This is a genomic window from Corynebacterium mastitidis DSM 44356 (assembly GCF_000375365.1).
Classification (GTDB): domain Bacteria; phylum Actinomycetota; class Actinomycetes; order Mycobacteriales; family Mycobacteriaceae; genus Corynebacterium; species Corynebacterium mastitidis.
In genome coordinates this window covers 296,487-318,479 of the sequence record NZ_AQXB01000001.1, presented here as the reverse complement: position 1 = coordinate 318,479, position 21,993 = coordinate 296,487, and the positions used below count along the sequence as shown (strand labels likewise).

The window sequence follows — 21,993 nt, the reverse complement described above, 5'->3', positions numbered from 1 at the left end:
GCGGGGGCTCGCCCCGTGCGCGACGGCGAGGCGCGATCAGGCGATGGAGCGCTTGAACCTCTTATAGGCGGACTTCACCGAGCGATGGCGCCGGTCGATGGTGCGCAGCACCTTCCGTGAGCGCTCCCGCTCCGCCTGGTACAGCAGGCCGTAGGCGAAGGCGTCCTCGTTTCTGCCCGCCGCCTGCCGCGCGCGCTTGAGAATCAGCTCGCACACGGACACGGAGTACTGCGCCTCCAACAGGGTTTCCACCAGCTTCTTCGACTCCTTGGACAGCCTGGCGGAATCGTAGGGGGTAAACTCCAGCGCCACGCGGGACACGGTGCGCAGGCGCTCCGCGACCTTGTGCATCTGGGACAGGTGCTCCTCGTATTCCGCCTCCGTGACCTCGGGGTCGTCGAAGACATCGAGGGCCGAGCGGCGCAGCTTTTTAAAGTCCACGTAGGCGCGCTTGACCGCACGAACGATGATCGCGGTGGTCTTTCTCCGCTCCATCCTGCCCGGCAAAGGGGGATCGGCCAGAAACTCGTCGAGGGTATCGAGCATGGTGAGGTAGCGCTCGGACTCCAGGGCCGCGGCGACCCGGTAGTAGGAACGCCGCTTGCGGGAATCGACGTCGTGAATGAGCCGCTGGCGCGCGCGCTCGTCCACGAGATTGGTGGCGTCGGAGTCCAGGAGGGCGTGGACCTGACGGGCCACCGCGTCCGCGTCCCCGGCGCGATGAAGAACGCCGGTGAGCTGCTTTAGTTCCGCTTCGAGGGAGGCGACCGTGGCGATGCGGTTGTCCCACCGCTCGTGATCGAAAAGCTCGATGAACATGGCGAGCACGCTGCGCAGGTCTCGCACGGCATTGAGCATGGCGGACACGCAGCGGCGATCGCCCCGGCGCGCGCCGGGGTCCTGCTCGATGAGGGAGTCCCTGGTGGCGATGATCGCGTGCAGCACGCCGGCGAAGGCCTCGTCGCGGTCGTCATACTTGCGGAACACCAGGGGGGTCGGCGGGGTGGGGGCGAGGGCAAAGCTCTCCCCGAGGGCGGTGAGCAGCTTGGAGGGGGAGCGGGAATCCACGGCACCCGCCGTGGTGAGCTGCTCGTCGGCGGACTCTAAGATCTGGCGCCCGAGCTTGGTATGGGCCACGGGTTCCGCCAGCTCGAACTCCCACTCGCGCCACTGCTGCGGGGTCGGGGAGGCCTCCGGCAGCAGCGACCATGCGGTGACGCGATCGTCGCAGAAGTCCGCCACGGGGTCGCCGTTTTCCGCCACCAGGGTGGACTCCGCGCGCAGGTTATCCACCTGCGCAATGGGTGAGAGGCGGTGCCCGCGCACCACGGCGCGCACCTGGCTCAGCAGCGCCTCGGGAACCTGCTCGCCATCGGAACCGGGGGAGGCGATCGGCGCGCTGAGTTCCAGGCGACCGCCGCCGACGTCGGGAAGTTTGAGGTGCCATCCGTCGTCCTTGCCCCCCGTGCGGCGGCGCAGGGTTATCTTGGCCCGGGTGAGGCGCAGGTCGCGGGTGTCGTAATAGATGGCGGAAAGCTCGTATTCCCGCGTCGGCTCCGCGGAGTGGACGTTCAGGATTCGGGTGAGGTCCGGGGTGGCGGCCTCCGGCTCCACGGAATACTTGGTCTCTACCTCGATAAACTGCTCGGTGCTCATGGGTTTTTCCTGTCGGCGTGGTTCTTTCATCTACGGCGCGTGCTGGCTCTAGGGTAGCCCGAGGAGACGGCACGCGGCCTCGGCGGCGTGGCGTCCCTGGGTATAGCCCTCCCGGTGCGCGGGGCGCTGGGGCAGCGGGCAGGGGCGGGACGGGTTAAGGAGCTGGTTGAGGCGCTGCGCGTAGCCCAACATGAAGCTGGGGCGATAGGAACGCGGATAGCGGCGTGGGGGAACCGCGTTGAGCGTTCGCTTCTGATACCTGTTCAGGCGGGCGAAGGCGCGGAGGAGGAGTGCGTGATCCCCGGGCGGGGCGAGCAGCGCCGTGATCCCGTTGGGGTGAAGCAGGAGCGCCTCAGCGCCACGAGAATGGGCCACCACGCGGAGCAGAAGGAACTGCTGGCGGACCCAGGGGGCGCGCAGGCGCAGGAGGGAGGGGGTAAGCGGCGGGGGCGGGGCGGGCGTGGACCACCGCACGCGTGCCGGATCGGAAGGACGATGCGGGGAGAGGCGTGGTGCCTCCGCCTGGGCTGCGGGCGGCGTGTGTGGGCACCACCGCGTCCGGGCGGTGCGTGGCGCCCGGGGATTGGGCCATGCCCCCGCCGCGGGTGCCGGGGAGCAGCACGCGTCCGGGCGTCTCGGTAGGCGGCGGGGGATATGGGGCGTGAGGGCGTGATGGGCGGGGCCTGGGAGGGGTGGTGGCGGTATGCTCATGGCGGGCTCCTTGTCGCGGCGGCGTCGCTCCTCGCGCGGCATGGCCGCGCGGTGCCGGGGTGATCGCCTGTTCGAATCTTGATGATGTGCCGAGCGTAGCCTCGAGGCCTCGGGGCCATTACCCCCATATGTTCGAAAATTTGTTCCTATCGCTGGTGGTGGGAGCGCTGCCCCGGTCAGCCCCCACCCCCGCCGCCGCCGGATCACCCGTCCGCGCGCGGGGCGGGCGGCTAAGGTGGTGGCATGAACAGTCAGCAAGAGTTCGTCCTGCGCACGGTGGAAGAGCGGGATATTAAGTTCATCCGGCTCTGGTTCACGGACATTCTGGGCTACCTTAAATCCGTCATGATGTCCCCCTCCGAGCTAGAAAGCGCCTTCGAGGAGGGGGTGGGGTTTGACGGCTCCGCGATCGAGGGTTTTTCCCGCATCTCGGAGGCGGACACCATCGCCTTACCCGATCCCTCCACGTTCCAAATCCTGCCCTTTGACGAGGGGGCGGAGGTTCAGACCGCGCGGATGTTCTGCGATATTTCCATGCCGGACGGTCAGCCCTCGTGGAACGACCCGCGCCAGGTGCTGCGCAGGCAGGTGGAGCAGGCCGCCGACGAGGGTTTTACCTGCATGATCTCCCCGGAGATCGAGTTCTACCTGTACACCAACACGGCGGCGGAGGGGGAGGACCCCAAGCCCAAGCCCACGGATAACGGCGGATACTTCGACCAATCCACCCGGAACGACACCCCGAAGTTCCGCAGGCAGGCCATGCTCGCCCTGGAGGCCGTGGGCATCGCCACGGAGTTCTCGCACCACGAGACCGCCCCGGGCCAGCAGGAGATCGATCTGCGCCACGCGGAGGCGCTGACGATGGCGGATAACATCATGACGTTCCGCTACCTGATGAAGCAGGTGGCCCTGCATAACGGCGCGCAGGCGACCTTCATGCCTAAGCCCTTCCAGCAATGGGCGGGCTCGGCCATGCACAGCCACATCTCCCTGTTCGAGGGGGACAATAACGCCTTCCACGATCCCGACGCGGAGTATTCCCTTTCGGATACTGCCAAGCAGTTCATCGCGGGCATCCTGCGGCACGCCCCGGAGATCTCCGCGGTGACAAACCAGTGGGCCAATTCCTATAAGCGCATCATCTTTGGCGACGAGGCCCCCACCGCCGCCACCTGGGGGGTCTCCAACAGGTCGGCGATGGTGCGGGTTCCCACCTATCGCCTGACCAAGGAGGAGTCTCGCCGCGTCGAGGTGCGCAGCGTGGACAGCGGATGCAACCCATATCTTTCCTACGCGGTGCTGCTGGGCGCCGGGCTGAAGGGCATCCGAGAGGGCTACGAGCTGGGCGACCCGGCGGAGGATAACATCTCGCAGCTCACACGCCGGGAGCGCCGGGCGATGGGCTACGTCGATCTGCCGTCCAGCCTGGATCAGGCGCTGCACCGGCTGGAGGAATCCGAGCTCATGGCGGAGATCTTGGGGGAGCGGGTGTATGAGTTTTTCCTCCGCTCCAAGTGGCGGGAATGGCACGATTACCAGGAGCAGATCACGCCCTGGGAATTGCGCACCAACCTTAACTACTAAAACAGGGGGACGGTATGGCTTTATCGGAATCTCGCGGAGGCATTCCCACCCCGGCCGTGCTCGGGCTGGGGGGTGAGCGCGCGGCCGCAGATATTCGGGATCTGGGCTGGGACTCCCCGGAGTTCGTTGACGTTCTGTGGGCGCTGGCGGGCTGCGGCTGCCCGGACCAGGCCCTCAACATCCTCGTGCGCGTGGTGGCGGGCCTGCGGGAGCGTGGTGGCGCGGAGGACTTTCATCGGGCGCTGCGGGCCGATCATGCCTTCCGCATTCGCCTCATGGCCCTGGTGGGGGGCTCGATGGCCCTGGGCGACGAACTGGCCGCGCACCCCCAGCGGTGGCGGGAGCTGACCAAGGAGCTGCCCACCCGCGTGGAGATGATTCGCGGGCTCCTGGACGCGGTAGACGCCGTCCCGGCGGAGTACGAGGAGCGCGGGGAGGACGAGGAGGCGGCGCGGGACCGCCCTGCGGACCCCGCCTGCGGGGATCGCACCCGCGTGGGCACGTACAGGGCGCGCGCGACGGGGGCGGACACGCAGCGCCGGCTAAAGGAGCAGTACCGGCTCTTTCTCATGCGCATCGCCGCGCACGACCTGGCGGGGACCTATCCCTCCACCAAGCGCCAGCGGGGCCTCGAGCAGGTTTCCTTCAGCCTGGTCGCTGAGCTGCTGTCCGACCTTGCCGACGCCGCGCTCACCGCCAGCCTGGCCATCGCGGTGGACAACGTGTACGGGGAGTCCCCCCTGGACGCGCGGCTGGCGGTGATGGCCCTGGGCAAGTGCGGGGCCCGGGAGCTTAATTACATTTCCGACGTGGACGTCATCTTCGTGGGCAGCGCCGTGACCCCCCGGATCACCCGCGTGGCGGGCGAGTGCGCGCGCGTGGGGTCCCGGCTGTTTTTTGAGGTGGACGCCAACCTGCGCCCGGAGGGAAGGTCCGGTTCCCTGGTACGCACCGTGGAATCGCATTTCTCCTACTACCGGCGGTGGGCGGAGACGTGGGAGTTTCAGGCGCTGCTCAAGGCGCGTCCGCAGACGGGGCATCTCCCCCTCGGGCAGGAATACAAGGACACCCTCGACCCGCTGGTGTGGGTGGCCAGCCAGCGGGAGTCCTTCGTGGAGGACGTGCAGGCCATGCGCCGCAGGGTGCTGGACAACGTGCCTGCGGAGATGCGGGACAGGGAGCTCAAGCTGGGCCGTGGCGGTCTGCGTGACGTGGAGTTTGCCGTGCAGCTCCTCCAGCTCGTGCACGGGCGCTCCGACGAGTCGCTGCGCGTTCCCTCCACCGTGGGGGCGCTGCGCGCGCTGGTCGCGGCGGGCGCCATCGGGCGAGAGGACGGCCAGGGGCTGATCCACGCCTATGAGTTCCTGCGGCTGCTGGAGCACCGCCTGCAGCTTCATCGGCTGCGCCGCACCCACACCCTGCCCGAGGAGGAGGACCACGCGGCGATGTCCCGCCTGGCCCTGACCTCCGGCTACGCGGCGGGCGAGGGAAAGTCCGCGGTGCAGCACCTGCGCATCACCCTGCGCCGGGTGCGGTTCCTCATCTCGGAGCTGCATTCCAAGCTGTTCTATCGGCCGCTGCTCAACTCCGTGGTCAACATGTCCGTGGACACCCTCAAGCTCTCCCCGGACGCGGCCAAGCTGCAGCTCGCGGCGCTGGGGTACCGCTTTCCGGATCGGGCCTTCGAGCACCTCACCGCGCTGGCCTCGGGGAGCAGCAGGAAATCGAAGATCCAGGCGATGCTGCTGCCCACGCTCATGGACTGGCTCTCGCAGACGGCGGACCCGGACGCGGGGTTGCTGAACTACCGTAAGCTTTCCGACGCCGCCTACGAGCGCACCTGGTTCCTCCGGCTCCTGCGCGATGAGGGAGTGGTAGGTCAGCGCCTCATGATGATCCTGGGATCGTCCCCCTACACGGCGGACTTGATCATCGCGGCGCCGGAGTTCGTCAAGTCCTTGGGCGACGGCGCCAGCGGGCCCAAGCTCCTGGACAAGGGGCCGGGAACGGTGTCGAAGTCCCTGGTCGCGGCGGCCGGGAGGCAGCGCGATCCGGACAAGGCCATCGCGGTGGCCCGCTCGCTGCGGCGCACCGAACTGGCCCGCCTGGCCGCCGCCGACCTGCTGGGCATGATGGACGTGCGCTCGGTGTGCCGGGGGTTGTCGATGGTCTGGAACGCCGTGTTGGAGGCGGCGCTGCGCGCGGAGATCCGCAGCAGCCTTGCCCGTCGTGCCCAGCAGGGGACCGGGGATGAGCCCACGCAGGCCGACGGGGCGGGGGAGTCCGCCGAGTGCGACCGGCAGGACGCGCCCGTGGGGGACTGCGAGGCTCCGGCGCGCATCGCGGTGATCGGCATGGGGCGCCTCGGCGGCGCGGAGCTGGGCTTTGGCTCGGACGCGGACGTGATGTTCGTGGCCCAGCCCCAGCCGGGGCACGAGGAGCACGAGGCCCTGCGGTGGGCGGCGGGCGTGTGCGAGGCCATGCGCTCCCGCCTGTCCAAGCCCTCGGGCGATCCCCCCTTGGAGGTGGACCTCGGGCTGCGTCCGGAGGGGCGTAGCGGAGCGGTGGTGCGCTCCATCGAGTCGTACCGGCGGTACTACTCGTCCTGGGGCCAGGTGTGGGAGACCCAGGCGCTCCTGCGGGCCACGGTGGTCGCGGGGGACCGGGAGGTGGGAACGGAGTTCCTGCACATGATCGACCAGTTCCGGTACCCCGAGGAGGGCATGTCCCCGGCCGCCATCCGCGAGGTGCGCAGGATGAAGGCGCGGGTGGACGAGGAGAGGCTGCCGCGCGGCGCGGACCGCAACACACACACCAAGCTGGGGCGAGGCGCGCTCACGGACATCGAGTGGACGGTGCAGCTTCTCATCATGATGCACGCGCACGAGCATCCGGCGCTGCACAATACCTCCACGCTGGAGGTGCTGGACGTGCTGGAGACCGAGGAGATCATCCCACCCGAGCAGGTGCGCGTGCTCCGGGAGGCGTGGCTGGAGGCCACCAACGTGCGCAACGCCCTGGTTTTGGTCCGGGGCAAGCGCACGGATCAGATTCCCCAGCCGGGCCCGCAGTTGGCCCAGGTGGCCGGTGCGGCCGGGTGGGAGCCCGCGCAGTACCAGAGCTTTCTGGAGGATTACCTGCGCAAAACGCGCAGGGCGCGCAGGGTGGTGGACGAGGTGTTCTGGGGTGAGCCCTCCATGCGGTAGGAGCGCGCGGCGGTTAGGCTGGGCCCTGGATACCATCCGCCCCGCGCGAGCAATCCCGCGCGCATACCCCAAGGAGGCAAACCCGTGGCCCTTCATCTCGCCCTCGACCTGCACGGCGCCACCCTCGGTGACCTGGAGGCCCTCGTGTCTGCGGCGCGTAGCGCGGGAGCGGAGGACAGCAGCGCCATCGACGTCGATACGCAGAACCTGACGCTCTCCGTGCGCGCGCACAGCCCGCGCCGTAGCGCGCCGGAGGCCACCGGTGCGCCCCACAACGGGGTGGGGGAGGCGGCCGTGCGCAGCGTGATCGATATTTTAACGGGCCGCCAGGAACCACCGCGACGATAAAGCACACTCCCACGACTATCCCAGGCGCCGGACACGCAACGGGGATCTTTCCTCCGTAGCATCCCCGGGGGAGAGGAAAGGAGGACTGCGATGAGGATCGTGCAGACAAGGACGCTCGTGGGAGGCGGGCTGGCCGGAGCGCTGGCGATGGGGTTGGTGCTTGCCGTGGGCGGGGAGGAGAAGGACAAGGACTCCGCGCTGACGGTGGAGGAGTGGCGCCGCGAGTATTCCATCCCCTTTCGGCGGCAGATGAGCACCTGGCGCAGCCTCAACGAGGACCTGGGGATGCTGCCGCTCGGCGTCGCGGAGGCGGCTGACTAGGCGGGGGCGCGCACCCGCGCTGAGATCGGCGGATTCTCCGGCGCGCGGCGGAGCACGGAAAACGAGGGAGAAAAAGGGGACCTAAGCGGTGCAAACAGGCTAGAATTGGCGCCCATGCGCTACATATCTACCCGCGACTGCACCGCACGCCCCGCCCGCTTCACCGATATTTTGCTGGGCGGTCTTGCCCCGGACGGCGGGCTCTACGTGCCCGAGGAATACCCCCGCCTGGCGGAGGCAGACCTGGCCCGGCTGCGCGGCGTTCTGAACGAGGAGGGCTACGCCGCCCTGGCGGCGGAGATCCTCAAGCTCTTTATCGACGACATCCCCGAGGCAGACATCGATGCCATCGCCGCGCGCGCCTACCGCTACCCCGTGTTCGACGATGAGCAGATCGTGCCGGTCAGCGCCCTGGAGGACGACCTCTACATCGGGCACCTCTCCCAGGGCCCCACGGCGGCGTTTAAGGACATGGCGATGCAGCTTTTGGGCGAGCTGTTCGAGTACGAGCTGGGACGGAGGGATCGGCCGCTGAACATCCTCGGCGCCACCTCCGGGGATACCGGCTCCTCCGCGGAATACGCCATGCGGGGCCGCAGGCGCGTGAGCGTGTTTATGCTCACCCCGGCGGGGCGCATGACCCCCTTCCAGCAGGCGCAGATGTTTGGCCTTGACGATGACAACATCGTGAACATGGCCCTCAACGGCGTATTCGACGACTGCCAGGACGTGGTGAAGGCCATCTCCGCCGACGCGGACTTCAAGAGCAAATATCACATCGGCGCGGTGAACTCCATCAACTGGGCCCGCCTCATGGCGCAGGTGGTGTACTACGTGTCCTGCTGGCTGCGGGTGACCGAGCGCAACGACCAGAAGGTGAGCTTCAGCGTTCCCACCGGGAACTTCGGCGACATCTGCGCGGGGCACGTGGCCCGCCAGATGGGCGTGCCCATCGACCGCCTCATCGTGGCCACCAATGAAAACGACGTGCTGGACGAGTTCTTCCGCACCGGGCGGTACCGCGTGCGCTCCTCGGAGGAGACGCGGGAGACGTCCAGCCCCTCCATGGACATTTCCCGCGCCTCCAACTTCGAGAGGTTCGTCTTTGATCTCCTCGGCCGGGACGCCGAGCGCACGCGGGACCTCTTTGGCGCGAGGGTGAAGGAGGGTGGCTTCGACCTCGGGGGCGAGGAGGCGTTCGCCCTGGTTGCTGGGCGTTACGGCTTCGCCTCGGGGGCCTCGACCCACGAGGACCGGGTGCGCGAGATCGGGGACCTGCACCGCAGGCTGGGGGTGCTCGTGGACCCGCACACCGCCGACGGCCTGGTGGTGGCCCGCCGCTGGCGCCGGGAGGTGCAGGGGCCGATCGTGTGCCTGGAGACGGCCCTGCCGGTGAAGTTCGCGGACACGATCAGGGAGGCCACGGGCACGGAGCCACCGGTTCCCGAGCGCTTTGCGGGCATCATGGACGCCCCTCGGCGGGTGCTGAGCGTTTCCCGTAGCGTGGAGGAGGTCAAGGACGTGATCGCACGGCACGTGGAGTAAGAAGACCGGTCGAACAGCTAGAGAGGTTTTTATGCGCATCAGCATCGCAAGCATCTTCGTGGATGACCAGGAGGAGGCGCTGGCGTTTTACCGGGATGTCCTGGGCTTTGAGGTGTCCAAGGACCAGGTGGTGGACGAGGCGGGCAACCGCTGGCTTACGCTCGTCTCCCCGGATCGACCGCAGGGCCCGGAGCTTCTTCTCGAGCCCGCCGCGCACCCGGCGGCGCGCGATTTCCGCGCGGCCCTGTACCGGGACGGCATCCCCTTTACCCAGTTCGAGGTGGACAGCGTGGACGAGGAGTACCGGAGGCTCAGCGGGCGATCGGTGCGCTTTACCCAGGAGCCCACGGACGTGGGTAGCGCCGTGATCGCGGTGCTCGACGATAGCTGCGGCAACCTCATCCAGCTCGTCGAGGTCAAGGAGTAAGCCATGGCGCAGGAACGCTTCGCGGGCCTCGAGCACTACGCGGCCTTTGACCCCACGAAGTGGATCGAGCAGATCCGGCAGGACGCCAAGGCGGAGGGAAAGCCGCAGCGGCAGGAAGAGGAGCGGGACGCGGCGGATAGCTAGCGCCCCAGGAGGCCCGGGCTCGTCCCGGTTAAACCCCGGTGGCTTACTTATTGAGCCACTTGGACAGGCGCTTGGCGGCCTTGCGGGTCTGCTGGATGACCACGCCGATCTGGGATTCCTTGGCCGAGACGCCCAGCAGCAGGTCGTGCACCTCGGGGAAGGCCACGCTGGCGATCACGAGGTTCTCGTCGGGCAGGGTCATGGCCACGATGGTGCCCGCGCTCTCGTCGTCCTTGTGCCCCAGCAGCACCGACTGCGCCGCGGAGACGCCCGCCATGGAGGCGTTGAGCGCGGCGAGCTGCGCGCCTTCGACCTCGGAGGCCAGGCCCATGGAGCAGATGTGGAGGCCGTCGCCGGTGCCCAGCACCACGGAGTTGGCGCCCTCGAGCGCCTCGAAGATGTCCTTGAGGATGGGCGTCGCCGCCTGGGCGAGGGGGTTGGAGTCGAAGTCGGTGGTGCGAATGCGGGAGTGGGGGGTAATCATGCGTGAAGTCCTTGGCGGGTAATAGCGGTGGTAACGAGCTGGCGCACTTCTTCCTCGCGCCGGGGATCGACCAGGTGCACCGGCACGCCCCGGTAACCGTGCTTGCGCAGGCTGCCTTGGACGTCGGCAAGGCTCGACGTGGTGGCGTAGTTCAGGGCCACGGTGAGGCGATGCGCCTGCTCGGACCCGCCGGCCACGTCGAGCCAGTGGTAGAGGTCGTCCATGAGGGTGGCCGAGTTGCCGTAGAGCCAGATCACGATGCCGGCCTGGGGGTTGAGCATGGGGGTGCGGCAGGCGACAAAGCGGTCCTGACCGGGGGTGCCGTAGAGGCCCACGAGCGTTCCGTCGGGGCGCTCCCACAGCCCGATGTCCAGGCCCACGGTGGTGGATTGCTTGAGGGGGGTGTGCTCGGGGGAGAGGTCGGCGTGGGAGGAGAGCCTGGCCTCGGTATTAATCGTGGGGATACTCGATAGTGTCTCCACGGCGGTGGTCTTTCCCACCCCCACCGGGCCGATGAAAACTACTTCATGGGAGGTGGGGGAGCCGATAAAGAGATTGTCGGGGGAATGCGCGGTGCCGGTCACGGGGGAGCCATCCTTCATGAGCTGATGGCGAGGTGTCATGGTCGTTCCTTCTGTGGTCGAGACGAACGCGGAGCCGCTGCTGTTCTTTGCATGGGCATTGTATAGGGAATCCGCCAAAAATGCGTGCCAGGGGGTGTAAGGGGGAAGGTATACATGATTCTTTCCGATAATTCTGGTAAATATAGTGTCGTTACAACGGACGGCACTGACGACGAATGTTGTGGCACCGGACTCCTCGCGCCGCGCCCCTGCGGCGGGGGTCGGTAGATTCTAAACGCGTGAGAAAGGTTCTCTCTTACATGTCCCGCCAAACTGATCTGAATACCATGCTCAACGACATCGCAGGCGACCTGGACGGTTTCCTGGGTGCCTCCGTGGTGGACCTCGACACCGGCATGTCCCTGGCCAGCATTTCCCGCCTGAACAACTTTGACCTGGACGTGGCCTCCGCCTACAACAGCGAGATGGTCAAGGCCAAGTTCAAGACCATCGCCGCCCTGAACCTGGACTCCGGGCTCGAGGATATGCTGCTTACCCTTTCGGATCAGCTCCACCTCATTCGCATGCTCAGCAACACCGAGTTCATCTACGTCGCGGTTTCCCGTCAGGGCACCAACCTGGCCATGCTGCGCTCCGTGGTGAACCGCTACGTCAACGCCCTGCAGAGTTGAAGGGCGCGGCGGGACGAGGGCGCTAATCGTCTCAGCAAGGAAAAGATAAGCGTATCCTCGGGCTCGTCACAACCCAGCGCGCCCGCGCCGAAGCCCGTGCAGGCGGCGCGGCCGCAGAGCAACGTGGCGCAGGCCATGCCGGCCGCATACGTGAATACCCCTGCGGAGAAGAAGCCGGTTTCTTCGGCTCCTCAGAATCGCTTCTATGCCAAGCCTTCTGAGGTGGTCAAGGCGGGCGGTGGCTTTGCACCACCCGCCCCGAAGCCGGAGCAGCGCAGCGCGGTGCCGCAGCAGGCCAAGGGGCAGGCTCCCGCCAGCGTTCGACCCGCCCCCGGCAAGGCGGCGGACAACGCGTCGAGCGGTGGCAAGGTTATTAGCCCCGACCCCCTGGATCGCCCCGCGGACGATCCGGAGGGCTTTAAGTTCAGCGACTGGCTGCGCTCCTGGCGAGAGAGCCAAGAGCGGAACTAGGACCAGCGCGATATAACCCCCATCCTCGCTGAGGGTGGGGGTTGACCCGTTGACGGCGTAGAGAGCGTTGAGGAAGGCACGCATGGCTACTCCCGATTTCATTGTGGAACTGCGAGAGAAGATCGGCCACGCCCCGCTGTGGCTCCCGGGTGTCACCGCAGTGGTGGTGCGCGATAGGCCGGAGGACGCCCCGCTGTGGACCACCCCGTCGGTGTTGCTGGTCCGGCGCGCCGACGACGGCCAGTGGACCCCGGTGACGGGCATCGTGGACCCGGACGAGCAGCCTCACGACGCCGCCGTGCGCGAGGTGCGGGAGGAGACGGGCGTGGAGGCCAGGGTGGAGGCGCTGCTGGGCGTGGGCGCGGTGGGCCCGGTGACCTATCCCAACGGCGACGTGGTGAGCTACGTGGACACGGCGATCCGCCTCTCCGTCTCCGGGAACGGCGATCCGTTCGTGGGGGACGAGGAATCCACGGACGTGGGCTGGTTCGAGGTCGCGCAGCTCCCGCCGATGCAGCCGCGCTTCCGCCTGCTGTGCGCGGACGCCGTGGCGCAGTTGCGGCATCCCGCGGGCTTCCGTCCCCGCCTGGGGTATCACAAGCGCGGATCCGCCTAGCGTAATAGAAAAATCCTCCCCCGGATTACCGGGGGAGGATGGAGCCTGTGGTAAGGGGAGAATTACTTCTCGCCGCCACCGCTCACGCCGAACAGGCCGCCGAGGCCACCCAGGGTGTCCACGATGCCCTTGGCGGTCTCCACGCCCTTCTTGGCGTTGTCGAGGCGCTTGCCGGTCAGCTCGGCCTGCTGAACCTGCTCCTCGTAGGTCTTGCCGGGCTTCACGGCGGGGGTAGCGGCCATGGCGGGGGCAACGGCGGTGCTGGCGGCGATGGACACGGTGGCCACGGAAACGGCCAGCTTGCGGGAGAGCTTCATGCGCTCTTTCCTCTCACTAGTATCGACATGTCAGTAGCTCATGCGGGGTACGCGCGCTACCTGAAAGTAAAGATAGCAGCAAAATGGTCCCCGGGGAAGGGCTCGACGAGATTTTCCTAGGAAACAGCGGTATTTATTTTCATCCCCCGCTATGAGCAGGAGTTTTGATGTTCCGCCCGCGCCGCCCGGAATACTCGGAGATACCCCAATGTTGCGAGGGGTGTACGCGAAATCGATAGAAGGTAGGGAACAGGTATGTCCGTGAACAAGAGCGTGATGATCATTGGGGGACACGGCAAGGTGGCGCTGCTGGCGGCCCCGCTGCTCGCGGCGCAGGGCTATCGGGTGAGCTCCGTGATCCGGTCGGCGGGGCAGGAGGACGACGTCCGCGAGGCCGGGGCCACGCCCGTGGTGGCGGACGTTCAGAGCCTCGGCGTCGAGGAGCTGGCGGAGCTGTTCGCCGGGCAGGACACGATCGTGTGGTCCGCCGGCGCGGGCGGGGGCTCCCCCGAGCGCACGTACGCGGTGGACCGCGACGCCGCCATCCGCAGCATGGAGGCCGCCGAGCGGGCCGGGGTGCGTCGGTACGTGATGGTGAGCTGGGTGGGGTCGGTGCCGGAGCACGGCGTGCCCCAGAGCGAGGACTTCTTCGCCTACGCGGACGCCAAGCTGCAGGCGGATGAGCACCTTCGCGGCACCGATTTGGACTGGACGATCCTGGGCCCGAGCACCCTGAGCGGGGAGCCCGGGGACGGGCGCGTGGAGGTGCTCGCGGAGGATGACGACTGGCGGGAAAAGGGCTCCACCGCCTCCAGGGAGAACGTGGCGAAGGCCATCGTGGAGGCCGTGCGGGGAGTGGCGATCCGCCGTTTTGTTCGGTTTAACGACGGCGTGGTGCCTCTGGAAGAGGCCCTGCGATAACGGGCCCTTAGCAGTGGAAAAGGCGGCGAACGGGCGAAATAAGGTATGATTAATTTTCGCTGAATAAAGCACCCGACCCCTGGAAAGGACCTGGGATTGTGAAGAAATCTGTAGTGCTGGCCCTAAGCGCCGCCTTTGCCGCCGCGAGCCACCTCGCCCCGATGGCCGTGGCCGATGACGGCTCCCGGCTGCCGCAGCCGAACCCGGCGGGCTCCGTGCTGGACGGGCACCTCTCCGAGATCAACGACAAGGGTGCGTACTTTGCCGAGACCCCGTACGCGGAGCAGGCCGCCTCGCGCGCGGTGGGGCAGATCGTGAACGCGGGCTCCCTGTGCACCGGTTCCGTGATCGACAGCGCCTCGCGCACCCTTGTGGTCACCGCCGCGCACTGCCTGGGCAAGTGGCAGGACGGCAAGTGGCAGATCTCCCAGGGCACCCGCGACTCCATCGCCGCCGGAAAGTCCTTCTTTACCCCGGCGTTCGACGGCGTGGCGCAGGAGCCCGCGCAGCGCGTGCCGTTCGGCTCGTGGAAGATTGCGGACGCCCACGTCTCCGAGACCTCCGGCGTGGACGTGGCGGTGCTGGAGATCGCCCCGGACGATCAGGGGCGCAAGATCCAGGACGTCACCGGCGCCTTTGGCATCCACCCCGAGCTGCAGCAGGGCGAGGTCGTTCAGGCCTCCCTCATCGGCTACCCCGGCCCCGCGCCCTTCCACGGGAAGTCCCAGTCCGTGTGCGTGGGTAACTACACCAAGTACCAGGGCGGCGGCAACAGCCAGATCCGCCGTGTGGAGGGCGAGCGCGAGTGCTGGGTCGGCGGCGGCTCCAGCGGCGGCCCCTTCGCCACCACCAGCTCCAACCCGAACCTGGCCGGTGAGATCATCACCGTGCTGCACTCCGGTGGCGGCGGCAACATCGCCCCGGTGATGGGCGAGCTGGTCACCGCCGCGGAGGGGGACATCCCGGCGGAGGAGAAGGCCGAGGTCGCCCCCGTCGAGCCGACCGCGCCGACGGAGCCGACGGAGCCCGCTGCGCCCACGGAGTCCACGGAACCCGCCGCCCCGGCCGGGCAGCCCACGGACGCCCCGCAGCGGCCCGAGACGCAGGCCCCGGAGGCGGAGAAGCCCGGAGCCCAGGGTGCCGAGCAGCCCGCTCCCGCGGAGCCTGGCGAGGCCGCTCCCGCCGAGCCCAAGGCCCCGGAGAAGGGGATCGACCCCGCTACCTTGAACGGGGCCAAGAGCTAAACGGCAGAAGAGGCAGTGCCCGGTGTTCGCGTGATGGCCGAACACCGGGCACTGGTGTATCCAGGGGCTGCGGGCGGGGCTGACACGAGGGGATAAGGTCGTCCCTTGCGTGCACGGAGCGCCCACGACAAGAGGATATTTCCTCGTATCCTCGGCCGCACGGAGAAACCGGATCGCTTTTCCTCATCTACGATGGCGTCGATTACTCTTCCTCGTCGCTATGCGCAGGGGGTACGGTGGTGTCTACTGCTAAGGAGGCCACCGATGAGCGAGGCGAGGACGAGCGCGGGAGCGGCCACGCGGATAGCCCTGGTGATGCTGGGCATGAGCGCCCTGCTCAACATGTACTCCACGCAGCCCATCCTGGGCGAGGTGGCGCGGTGGGCGGGCGTGGGGGTGGAGACCGCCGCGTGGACGGTGAGCGCCACCACCGCGGGGGTGGCCCTCGTGGCGCCCTGGGCGGGAATGCTCTCCGACGCCTGGGGGGCGTCGCCGGGTCATCCTGTCCGCCGTGCTGGCGATGGCGCTGCTCGGGCTGCCGGGGCTCGTGGTCACGAGCTTCTGGCTGCTGCTTGCCATGAGGTTTGCCCAGGGGATGTGCTGCCCGTTCATCTTCGCGGTGGTGGTGGCCTACCTCGGGGAGGAATACGCGGCGAGGCAGGCGGCAAGCCTCAACGCGCTCTACATTGCGGGCACGGCCCTGGGCGGATTCGCCGGGCGCATGGTGTCCGCCCTGGTGAGCGACTGGACGGGGCAGTGGCGGCTTTCCTTCCTCGCCAACACGGTGGTCCTCCTGGTTACCTGGGCGGTGGCGTGGTTCTTCTTGCCTCCCGAGCGCCGGTTCGTGCCCCGGCGGCGGGGTGAGAGGGGAGCGGCCACGGGCCTCTCGCCGGGAGGGTTCCTCTCCCGATGGCGCCTGCTGTGCACCATCCTCGTGGGGGCGACGCTGCTGTTCCAGCAGACCGCCTCCTTTACCTTCGCCTCCCTGCGCCTGGGCGAGCCGCCCTTTTCGCTTTCCACCAGCGCGATCGGAATGGTCTTTCTGGTGTTCCTGCTGCCGATGGTCACCACCCCGCTGAGCGGGAGGATGATGCAGCGGTGGGGCGAGCTGAGGGTCTTTGTGTTTTTCCAGCTCGTGGGTGCCGTGGGCATCGCCGTGACCCTTATCCCCGCGCTCCCGGCGATGCTGTGCGGCTTGGCGCTGTCCTGCGTGGGCGTATTCGCCGGGCAGGCGGCGGGCACCTCGATGGCGGGACGGCTACTGCCGGGGTCCAGGTCGGCGGCGGTGGGGTGGTACCTCTCCGGCTATTACCTGGGCGGCGCCCTCGGCGCTGTGGCCCCGGGTGGCTGGTACGCGGAGGAGGGCTGGGGCGCGGTGGTGGCGATCCTCCTGGTGACAGTCGCGGCGGGGACGGTGCTGGGAGGGATCGCCTGGGCGGGGCGGGGCCCGGTGCGGCGATCCCGCGCCAATCCCGCGTGAGCACCCCCGCGCGGGCGCATGGCCCGCGCATGACCTCCAGCGGCACGAAAAACGCCCCACCCGCAGGTGAGGCGTGGGGCGCTGGAAACTAGCAGTCGTAGTACATCTCGAACTCCAGCGGGGTGGGGCGCAGGCGCGCGGGGGTGATCTCGTTGTCGTACTTGTACTGGATGTAGGTCTCGATGAGATCCTCGGTGAACACGTCGCCCTCGGTGAGGAACTCGTTGTCGGCCTCCAGCGCGCGCAGGGAGGCGTCCAGGGAGGTGGGGGCCTGCGGGATGGAGGCGGCCTCCTCCGGGGGCAGCTCGTAGAGGTCCTTGTCCACCGGGGCGTGCGGCTCGATGCGGTTCTTGATGCCGTCCAGGCCGGCCAGCATCATGGCGGCCAGGCCCAGGTAGGGGTTGCCGCTGGGGTCCGGGGCGCGGAACTCGATGCGCTTGGCCTTGGGGTTGGAGCCGGTGATCGGGATGCGCACGGCGGCGGAGCGGTTGCGCTGGGAGTACACGAGGTTGATGGGGGCCTCGAAGCCGGGCACCAGGCGGTGGTAGGAGTTCAGGGTGGGGTTGGTAAAGGCCAGCACGGCGCCCGCGTGGTGGAGGATGCCGCCGATGTAGTAGCGGGCGATGTCGGACAGCCCCGCGTAGCCGGACTCGTCGTGGAAGAGGGGCTTGCCGTCCTTCCACAGGGACTGGTGCGCGTGCATGCCGGAGCCGTTGTCGCCCGCGAGCGGCTTGGGCATGAACGTCACGCTCTTGCCCTCCTGGGCGGCGGTGTTCTTGATGAGGTACTTGAAGGTCTGCAGGTCGTCCGCGGCGTGCAGCAGGGTGTTGAACTTGTAGTTGATCTCCTGCTGGCCGCCGGTGCCCACCTCGTGGTGGAAGCGCTCGATCTCGAATCCCGCCTCGGCGAGGGTGTGCACCATGCGGTCGCGCAGCTCCACCGTCTGGTCGTAGGGGGCCACGGGGAAGTAGCCGCCCTTGAGGCGGTTCTTGTAGCCGGTGTTGGGGGAGCCGTCGAGGTTTTCCAGCTCGCCGCGGTTCCACCAGCCCTCGTTGGAGTCCAGCTCGTAGAAGGCGTGGTTGGTCTCGGCGGTGTAGCGTACGGAGTCAAAGACGTAGAACTCGGCCTCGAGGCCAAAGCTACAGGTATCGGCGATGCCGGTGGAGGCCAGGTACTCCTCGGCCTTGCGGGCTACGTTGCGGGGATCGCGGGAGAAGGGCTCGCGGGTGAAGGGATCGTGCACGAAGAACTTCATGTTGAGGGTCTTGGCGCGGCGGAAGGGGTCGATCCCGGCGGTGGCGACGTCTGGCAGCAGGTTCATGTCCGACTCGTCGATGGTGGTAAAGCCGCGGATGGAGGAGCCGTCGAAGGCGAGGCCCTCCTCGAGGGCGTCCTCGTCAAGGGCGCTGGCGGGGATGGAAAAGTGCTGCTCGGTGCCGGGGACGTCGGTAAACCGCACGTCGATGAACTCCACCCCCTCGTCCTTGATGTACTTGAGTAGTTCTTCGTGGGAGGCGAAAGCCATGGTCTGCTCCTGAGTTCCTCGCGGCTAGGGGTATGGCAGGCAGTGTAGCCCAATAACTATAGGGCTACCAAAAACTCGTGCCACCAAACACCTTGTAGTGTACCGCGCCGCGTGCGATAGATTGTGGATATGGATACCCCCAAGCGTAGCTGGCTCGACGGCCCCCAGATCCCCTCGCAGTTCGACGGCCCCGAGGGGCCCGGAGCCTACCCGGGGGCCAATCTTGGGCTGCCGCGCAGCGGGGCGGGCTCCCTGGCCACGGTGGCACGCCGCGCCGGGGGCGTGTGCATCGACTGGCTGATCGCCTGGATCCTCGCCGGCTTTATCCACATGTTCACCAGCGAGCTGGGCGGGGTCGCCACCATGGCGTACCTGTTCTTTGCCCTGCTGGGGATCGTCACGGGGTGGCTCTTCGCCCGCACCCCGGGGCAGGCGGTCCTGGGCATGGGGATTGCGCGTATCGACGCCCCCGAGCGCGTGGGCCTGTGGCGCGCGGCCCTGCGCACGCTGCTGACCTGCCTGATCTTCCCGGCGGCCCTCGTGGACGCGGACGGCCGGGGGATGCACGACCGCGCCACCGGCACGGCCGTGATTAGGGCCTAGCGGCTAGCCCTTCTTGGAGCGCTCCGCCGAGCGGCGGGCGCGGCGGTTCACGCCGGAGACCTTGGCGCCCTTGGGCAGGGGACCCTTGGGCATGCCTGCGGGCGCGCCCGCCACGGTGTTATCCATCGCCTCGATCCGGGCGTTGATGGGGTACACGTCGTTCTTCTTGTAATTACGCGGCAGCTTGAGCAGCTCGCGCTGGAGGCGCTTGAGCGGAACCTCGCCCTCGCCGTCGCCGGTGTAGATCTCGTAGATCGGCACCCCACCCACGAGCCGGTTCAGGCGCTTCTTCTGCTGTTCCATGATGGGGCGCACGCGGTGGCGCGACCCCTCGGCCACCAGCACGATGCCGGGCACGCCCACCACGCGGTGCACGGCGTCCATCTGGGTGGTGGCGCCCACGGCGGTCTTGGTAAACCACACCACGCCTACGGTGTTGCGCATGTTCTCCAGCGCCCACCCGGCCGCGCCGGGGGAGTTCCCCGCGCGGTCGTACATGGAGGCCTCGATGCGGCGGGAGAAGATCCACATGGCCAGCACCACGCCGAGGAGGAGGCCGATGGGCAGCATGATCCACTGGCCGTTAAAGATCATGCCTACGAGGAAGAGCACGAGGGGCACGCCCACCACGGCGGCGAGCATGAGGGGGATGAGCGCCTTATCCTGCTTGCGCTGGAGGTTGAATGCCTGCCAGATCTGAGAATAATTCTGCTTGCGCTTGGCGCGTTTGGCCGCGCGCTCTTCCTTCTTCGCCGCCTTGGCGGCCTGCTTGTTCGGATCAGCCATGCCCCTCATGATAGGGGATGGCCATCCGAAGGGGATAAGCGCGCTTTAGCGCGCCAGCGCGGACACCACGGGGGTGTCCTGCGAGGGGCCGTACTTGGAGAGCAGGGTGGAGGCCTCCTGCGCCGTGGAGCCCTGGGAGGTCTCCTCCAGGTGGCGGAGGTTCTCCGGCAGCTCCAGGCCCCGGGCGGCCATCGCCTGCGCGTACAGGCGGCCCGCCCGGTAGGAGGAGCGCACCAGCGGGCCGGACATGACGGCGCCAAAGCCCATCTCCTCCGCCGCGGTGGCGTACTCCACGAACTCCTCCGGCTTCACCCAGCGGTCGATGGGGTGGTACATGGGGCCGGGGCGCAGGTACTGGGTGATCGTGATGATGTCGCAGCCCGCCTCGTGCAGGTCGGAGAGGGCCTCGAGCACCTCGTCCTGGTTCTCTCCCATGCCCAGGATGAGGTTGGACTTGGTAATCAGGCCGAAGTCGCGGGCCTGGCGGATAACGTCCAGGGAGCGCTCGTAGCGGAACGCCGGGCGGATCCTGCGGAAGATGCGCGGGACGGTCTCCACGTTGTGCGCAAACACCTCGGGGCGGGACTCAAAGACCTCCTGGAGCAGGTCCGGCTTGCCGGAGAAGTCTGGCACCAGGTTCTCCACGCCGGTGCGCGGGTTGAGCGCGTGGATCTGCCGGACCACCTCGGCGTAGAGCCAGGCGCCCTCGTCCTCCAGGTCGTCGCGGGTCACCCCGGTGATGGTGGAGTAGTTCAGGCCCATCTCGCGCACGGACTCCGCCACGCGGCGCGGCTCGTCCACGTCCAGGGGCTCGGGCCGCGCGGAGTTGATCTGGCAGAAGTCGCACCGGCGCGAGCAGTTGGCGCCGCCGATGAGGAAGGTGGCCTCGCGGGACTCCCAGCACTCGTGGATGTTGGGGCAACCGGCCTCCTGGCACACCGTGTGCAGGGAGGCCCCGGAGACGCGCTTCTTCATGTCCTGGTATTCCGGGCCATTTTTCACCTGGTTCCGGATCCAGCGAGGTTTATGCTCAATCGGAGTCTGCGCATTGCGCTTTTCAATGCGCAGTAACTTACGGCCTTCAGGTGCGATAGTCACGTCCGTCACCTTACAGCCGAATCGCACCAGGCGTTAAAACCTCAGCGCTGACGGGGTAAGCCCTTGGTGGGGTCGGGCGCGGAGCCGAAGGAATGGTCCGCCACCGTGAGCCGCCCCTCCAGGGCCTCGGTGAGGCTGTGCAGCAGGGGATCGGTCATGTCCTCGACGGTGACCTCGCGCCCCAGCTCCCGGCTCATGGTGGTCACCCCGGCGTCCGTGATCCCGCACGGGATGATGTGCTGGTAGTAGTCCAGGGTGTTCGAGCAGTTCAGGGAGATCCCGTGCATGGTCACCCCGTGGGTGATGCGGATGCCGATGGCCGCCACCTTGCGGTCCGGCTGCACCCCGGAGGCGGGCACCCAGACCCCGGAGCGGCCGTCGATGCGCCCGGCCTTGGTCACCCCGGCCCCGCGCACCGCCTGGATGATGGCCTCCTCCAGGCGTCGCACGTAGTCCACCACGTCCACGGGATCGGCCAACTGGACGATGGGGTACACCACGAGCTGCCCCCTGCCGTGCCAGGTGATGCGGCCGCCGCGATCCACGTCGATCACGGGGAGCCCGTTGTGCGGGCGATCCTCCGGCTGGGTGCGCTTGCCCGCCGTATAGACGTTGGGGTGCTCCACCACCAGCACGGTATCGCCCACTTCCCCCCGATAGCGCCGCGCCGCGAGGTTGGCCTGGAGATCCCACGCCTCCTGGTAGTCCACCACCCCCAGGTGGCGGATGTGCAGGGGATCGCTCGCGGCGCGGATGGAGCGGTGGGCGGGAAAGAAGGGGGCTCGCGGTGCAGTCATAGTGGCTACATCATAGCCCCCGAGCGGTTACTCCACCCCGTTGGCCGCCGCGTATTCCGCGGCGGTCATCAGCTCCCCGACCTCGGTGACCTCGACCTCGTAGAGCCACCCGGCGCCGAAGGGTTCCTCGTTGATGACCTCGTAGTTGTCCTCGATGTCCTCGTTGACGGCGGTCACGGTGCCGCTCACCGGGGCGTAGAGGTCGGACACGGACTTGGTAGACTCCACCTCGCCGCAGGTATCGCCCGCGGTCACGGTGTCACCCACCTCGGGCAGCTCGGCGAACACGACCTCGCCGAGGCGCTCGGTGGCCACGGAGGTGATGCCCACGCGCACGGTGGTTCCCACCGCGTCCTGCGCCGCGGCGTTGATCCACTCGTGCTCGTCGGAGTAGGAGAAGGAATCGGGAAGGTTGGCCATGACGGCTCCTTTCATACAGTGAGGGTTGGGA

24 protein-coding genes are annotated in these 21,993 nt (G+C 67.9%); 14 read left to right on the top strand and 10 right to left on the bottom strand.

Annotated features, from left to right (window positions below; genetic code table 11):
* Window positions 1-36: 36 nt before the first annotated feature.
* Together B140_RS11600 and B140_RS0101495 are read right to left on the bottom strand one after the other, a co-directional pair.
* Window positions 37-1,656: a CYTH and CHAD domain-containing protein gene (locus B140_RS11600; RefSeq protein ID WP_018117584.1), complete on the bottom strand. Its 1,620-nt coding sequence runs from the start codon at window positions 1,654-1,656 to the stop codon at window positions 37-39.
* A 48-nt stretch (window positions 1,657-1,704) separates the two neighbouring features.
* Complete coding sequence (locus tag B140_RS0101495) at window positions 1,705-2,130, bottom strand: hypothetical protein (protein WP_018117583.1); 426 nt, start codon at window positions 2,128-2,130, stop codon at window positions 1,705-1,707.
* 480 nt (window positions 2,131-2,610) lie between these two features.
* Here B140_RS0101495 and glnA (B140_RS0101490) point away from each other — a divergent pair, with 480 nt between their 5' ends.
* The 7 genes from glnA (B140_RS0101490) to B140_RS13650 all read left to right on the top strand — a co-directional run bounded on the left by glnA (B140_RS0101490) (window position 2,611) and on the right by B140_RS13650 (window position 9,945).
* The gene (gene glnA, locus B140_RS0101490; protein ID WP_018117582.1) at window positions 2,611-3,954 is read left to right on the top strand and encodes a type I glutamate--ammonia ligase; all 1,344 of its coding nucleotides are present in this window, start codon (window positions 2,611-2,613) and stop codon (window positions 3,952-3,954) included.
* Between the two features lie 14 nt (window positions 3,955-3,968).
* Window positions 3,969-7,160 (top strand): bifunctional [glutamine synthetase] adenylyltransferase/[glutamine synthetase]-adenylyl-L-tyrosine phosphorylase, encoded by a 3,192-nt coding sequence (locus B140_RS0101485; protein WP_026165870.1) that lies wholly within the window; start codon window positions 3,969-3,971, stop codon window positions 7,158-7,160.
* Window positions 7,161-7,244: 84 nt separating this feature from the next.
* Entirely contained in the window at window positions 7,245-7,508 is a 264-nt protein-coding gene (locus B140_RS0101480; protein WP_018117580.1) for a hypothetical protein, read from the top strand.
* 90 nt (window positions 7,509-7,598) lie between these two features.
* A complete protein-coding gene (locus tag B140_RS0101475; protein ID WP_018117579.1) occupies window positions 7,599-7,829 on the top strand; it encodes a hypothetical protein in 231 nt (76 codons plus the stop codon).
* A 114-nt stretch (window positions 7,830-7,943) separates the two neighbouring features.
* Window positions 7,944-9,374: a threonine synthase gene (gene thrC / locus B140_RS0101470; protein ID WP_018117578.1), complete on the top strand. Its 1,431-nt coding sequence runs from the start codon at window positions 7,944-7,946 to the stop codon at window positions 9,372-9,374.
* 31 nt (window positions 9,375-9,405) lie between these two features.
* A complete protein-coding gene (locus B140_RS0101465) occupies window positions 9,406-9,801 on the top strand; it encodes a VOC family protein (protein ID WP_018117577.1) in 396 nt (131 codons plus the stop codon).
* Between the two features lie 3 nt (window positions 9,802-9,804).
* Window positions 9,805-9,945 (top strand): hypothetical protein, encoded by a 141-nt coding sequence (locus B140_RS13650; RefSeq protein ID WP_018117576.1) that lies wholly within the window; start codon window positions 9,805-9,807, stop codon window positions 9,943-9,945.
* A 43-nt stretch (window positions 9,946-9,988) separates the two neighbouring features.
* Here B140_RS13650 and B140_RS0101455 read toward each other — a convergent pair whose 3' ends face one another.
* Complete coding sequence (locus B140_RS0101455; protein WP_018117575.1) at window positions 9,989-10,429, bottom strand: roadblock/LC7 domain-containing protein; 441 nt, start codon at window positions 10,427-10,429, stop codon at window positions 9,989-9,991.
* A complete protein-coding gene (locus tag B140_RS12860; protein WP_156801598.1) occupies window positions 10,426-11,052 on the bottom strand; it encodes a hypothetical protein in 627 nt (208 codons plus the stop codon). The genes B140_RS0101455 and B140_RS12860 overlap by 4 nt, the downstream gene beginning before the upstream one ends.
* 260 nt (window positions 11,053-11,312) lie before the next feature.
* On the opposite strand from B140_RS12860, the gene B140_RS0101445 reads away from it, so the two are divergent.
* From B140_RS0101445 to B140_RS0101440, 3 genes are all read left to right on the top strand, one after another.
* On the top strand, window positions 11,313-11,684 hold the full coding sequence (locus B140_RS0101445; protein WP_018117573.1) for a roadblock/LC7 domain-containing protein: 372 nt from the start codon (window positions 11,313-11,315) through the stop codon (window positions 11,682-11,684).
* Window positions 11,685-11,819: 135 nt separating this feature from the next.
* Window positions 11,820-12,155, top strand: a complete 336-nt coding sequence (locus B140_RS13645; RefSeq protein WP_156801597.1) for a hypothetical protein — start codon at window positions 11,820-11,822, stop codon at window positions 12,153-12,155.
* Between the two features lie 82 nt (window positions 12,156-12,237).
* A complete protein-coding gene (locus B140_RS0101440; protein ID WP_018117572.1) occupies window positions 12,238-12,771 on the top strand; it encodes an NUDIX hydrolase in 534 nt (177 codons plus the stop codon).
* A gap of 62 nt (window positions 12,772-12,833) precedes the next feature.
* On the opposite strand, the gene B140_RS0101435 is transcribed toward B140_RS0101440, so the two are convergent.
* Window positions 12,834-13,088, bottom strand: coding sequence for a hypothetical protein (locus B140_RS0101435; RefSeq protein WP_018117571.1), 255 nt, complete (start codon window positions 13,086-13,088; stop codon window positions 12,834-12,836).
* Between the two features lie 255 nt (window positions 13,089-13,343).
* On the opposite strand from B140_RS0101435, the gene B140_RS0101430 reads away from it, so the two are divergent.
* The 3 genes from B140_RS0101430 (at window position 13,344) to B140_RS0101415 (ending at window position 16,733) form a co-directional block, all read left to right on the top strand.
* Window positions 13,344-14,009 (top strand): SDR family oxidoreductase, encoded by a 666-nt coding sequence (locus tag B140_RS0101430; RefSeq protein ID WP_018117570.1) that lies wholly within the window; start codon window positions 13,344-13,346, stop codon window positions 14,007-14,009.
* Between the two features lie 98 nt (window positions 14,010-14,107).
* On the top strand, window positions 14,108-15,253 hold the full coding sequence (locus tag B140_RS12855; RefSeq protein ID WP_156801596.1) for a trypsin-like serine peptidase: 1,146 nt from the start codon (window positions 14,108-14,110) through the stop codon (window positions 15,251-15,253).
* A gap of 520 nt (window positions 15,254-15,773) precedes the next feature.
* Window positions 15,774-16,733, top strand: coding sequence for an MFS transporter (locus B140_RS0101415; protein WP_244874371.1), 960 nt, complete (start codon window positions 15,774-15,776; stop codon window positions 16,731-16,733).
* Between the two features lie 88 nt (window positions 16,734-16,821).
* On the opposite strand, the gene glnA (B140_RS0101410) is transcribed toward B140_RS0101415, so the two are convergent.
* Window positions 16,822-18,258, bottom strand: a complete 1,437-nt coding sequence (gene glnA / locus B140_RS0101410; RefSeq protein ID WP_018117566.1) for a type I glutamate--ammonia ligase — start codon at window positions 18,256-18,258, stop codon at window positions 16,822-16,824.
* 129 nt (window positions 18,259-18,387) lie between these two features.
* Between glnA (B140_RS0101410) and B140_RS0101405 the strand changes: the two genes are divergently transcribed.
* On the top strand, window positions 18,388-18,861 hold the full coding sequence (locus tag B140_RS0101405; RefSeq protein WP_018117565.1) for an RDD family protein: 474 nt from the start codon (window positions 18,388-18,390) through the stop codon (window positions 18,859-18,861).
* 3 nt (window positions 18,862-18,864) lie between these two features.
* On the opposite strand, the gene B140_RS0101400 is transcribed toward B140_RS0101405, so the two are convergent.
* From B140_RS0101400 to gcvH, 4 genes are read right to left on the bottom strand one after another with little or no spacing between them, the layout of a single operon-like run.
* Entirely contained in the window at window positions 18,865-19,647 is a 783-nt protein-coding gene (locus B140_RS0101400; protein ID WP_018117564.1) for a DUF4191 domain-containing protein, read from the bottom strand.
* Window positions 19,648-19,692: 45 nt separating this feature from the next.
* Window positions 19,693-20,745: a lipoyl synthase gene (gene lipA, locus B140_RS0101395; protein ID WP_026165869.1), complete on the bottom strand. Its 1,053-nt coding sequence runs from the start codon at window positions 20,743-20,745 to the stop codon at window positions 19,693-19,695.
* A 41-nt stretch (window positions 20,746-20,786) separates the two neighbouring features.
* On the bottom strand, window positions 20,787-21,542 hold the full coding sequence (gene lipB / locus B140_RS0101390) for a lipoyl(octanoyl) transferase LipB (protein ID WP_018117562.1): 756 nt from the start codon (window positions 21,540-21,542) through the stop codon (window positions 20,787-20,789).
* A 27-nt stretch (window positions 21,543-21,569) separates the two neighbouring features.
* Window positions 21,570-21,962: a glycine cleavage system protein GcvH gene (gcvH, locus tag B140_RS0101385; RefSeq protein ID WP_018117561.1), complete on the bottom strand. Its 393-nt coding sequence runs from the start codon at window positions 21,960-21,962 to the stop codon at window positions 21,570-21,572.
* Window positions 21,963-21,993: the final 31 nt, after the last annotated feature.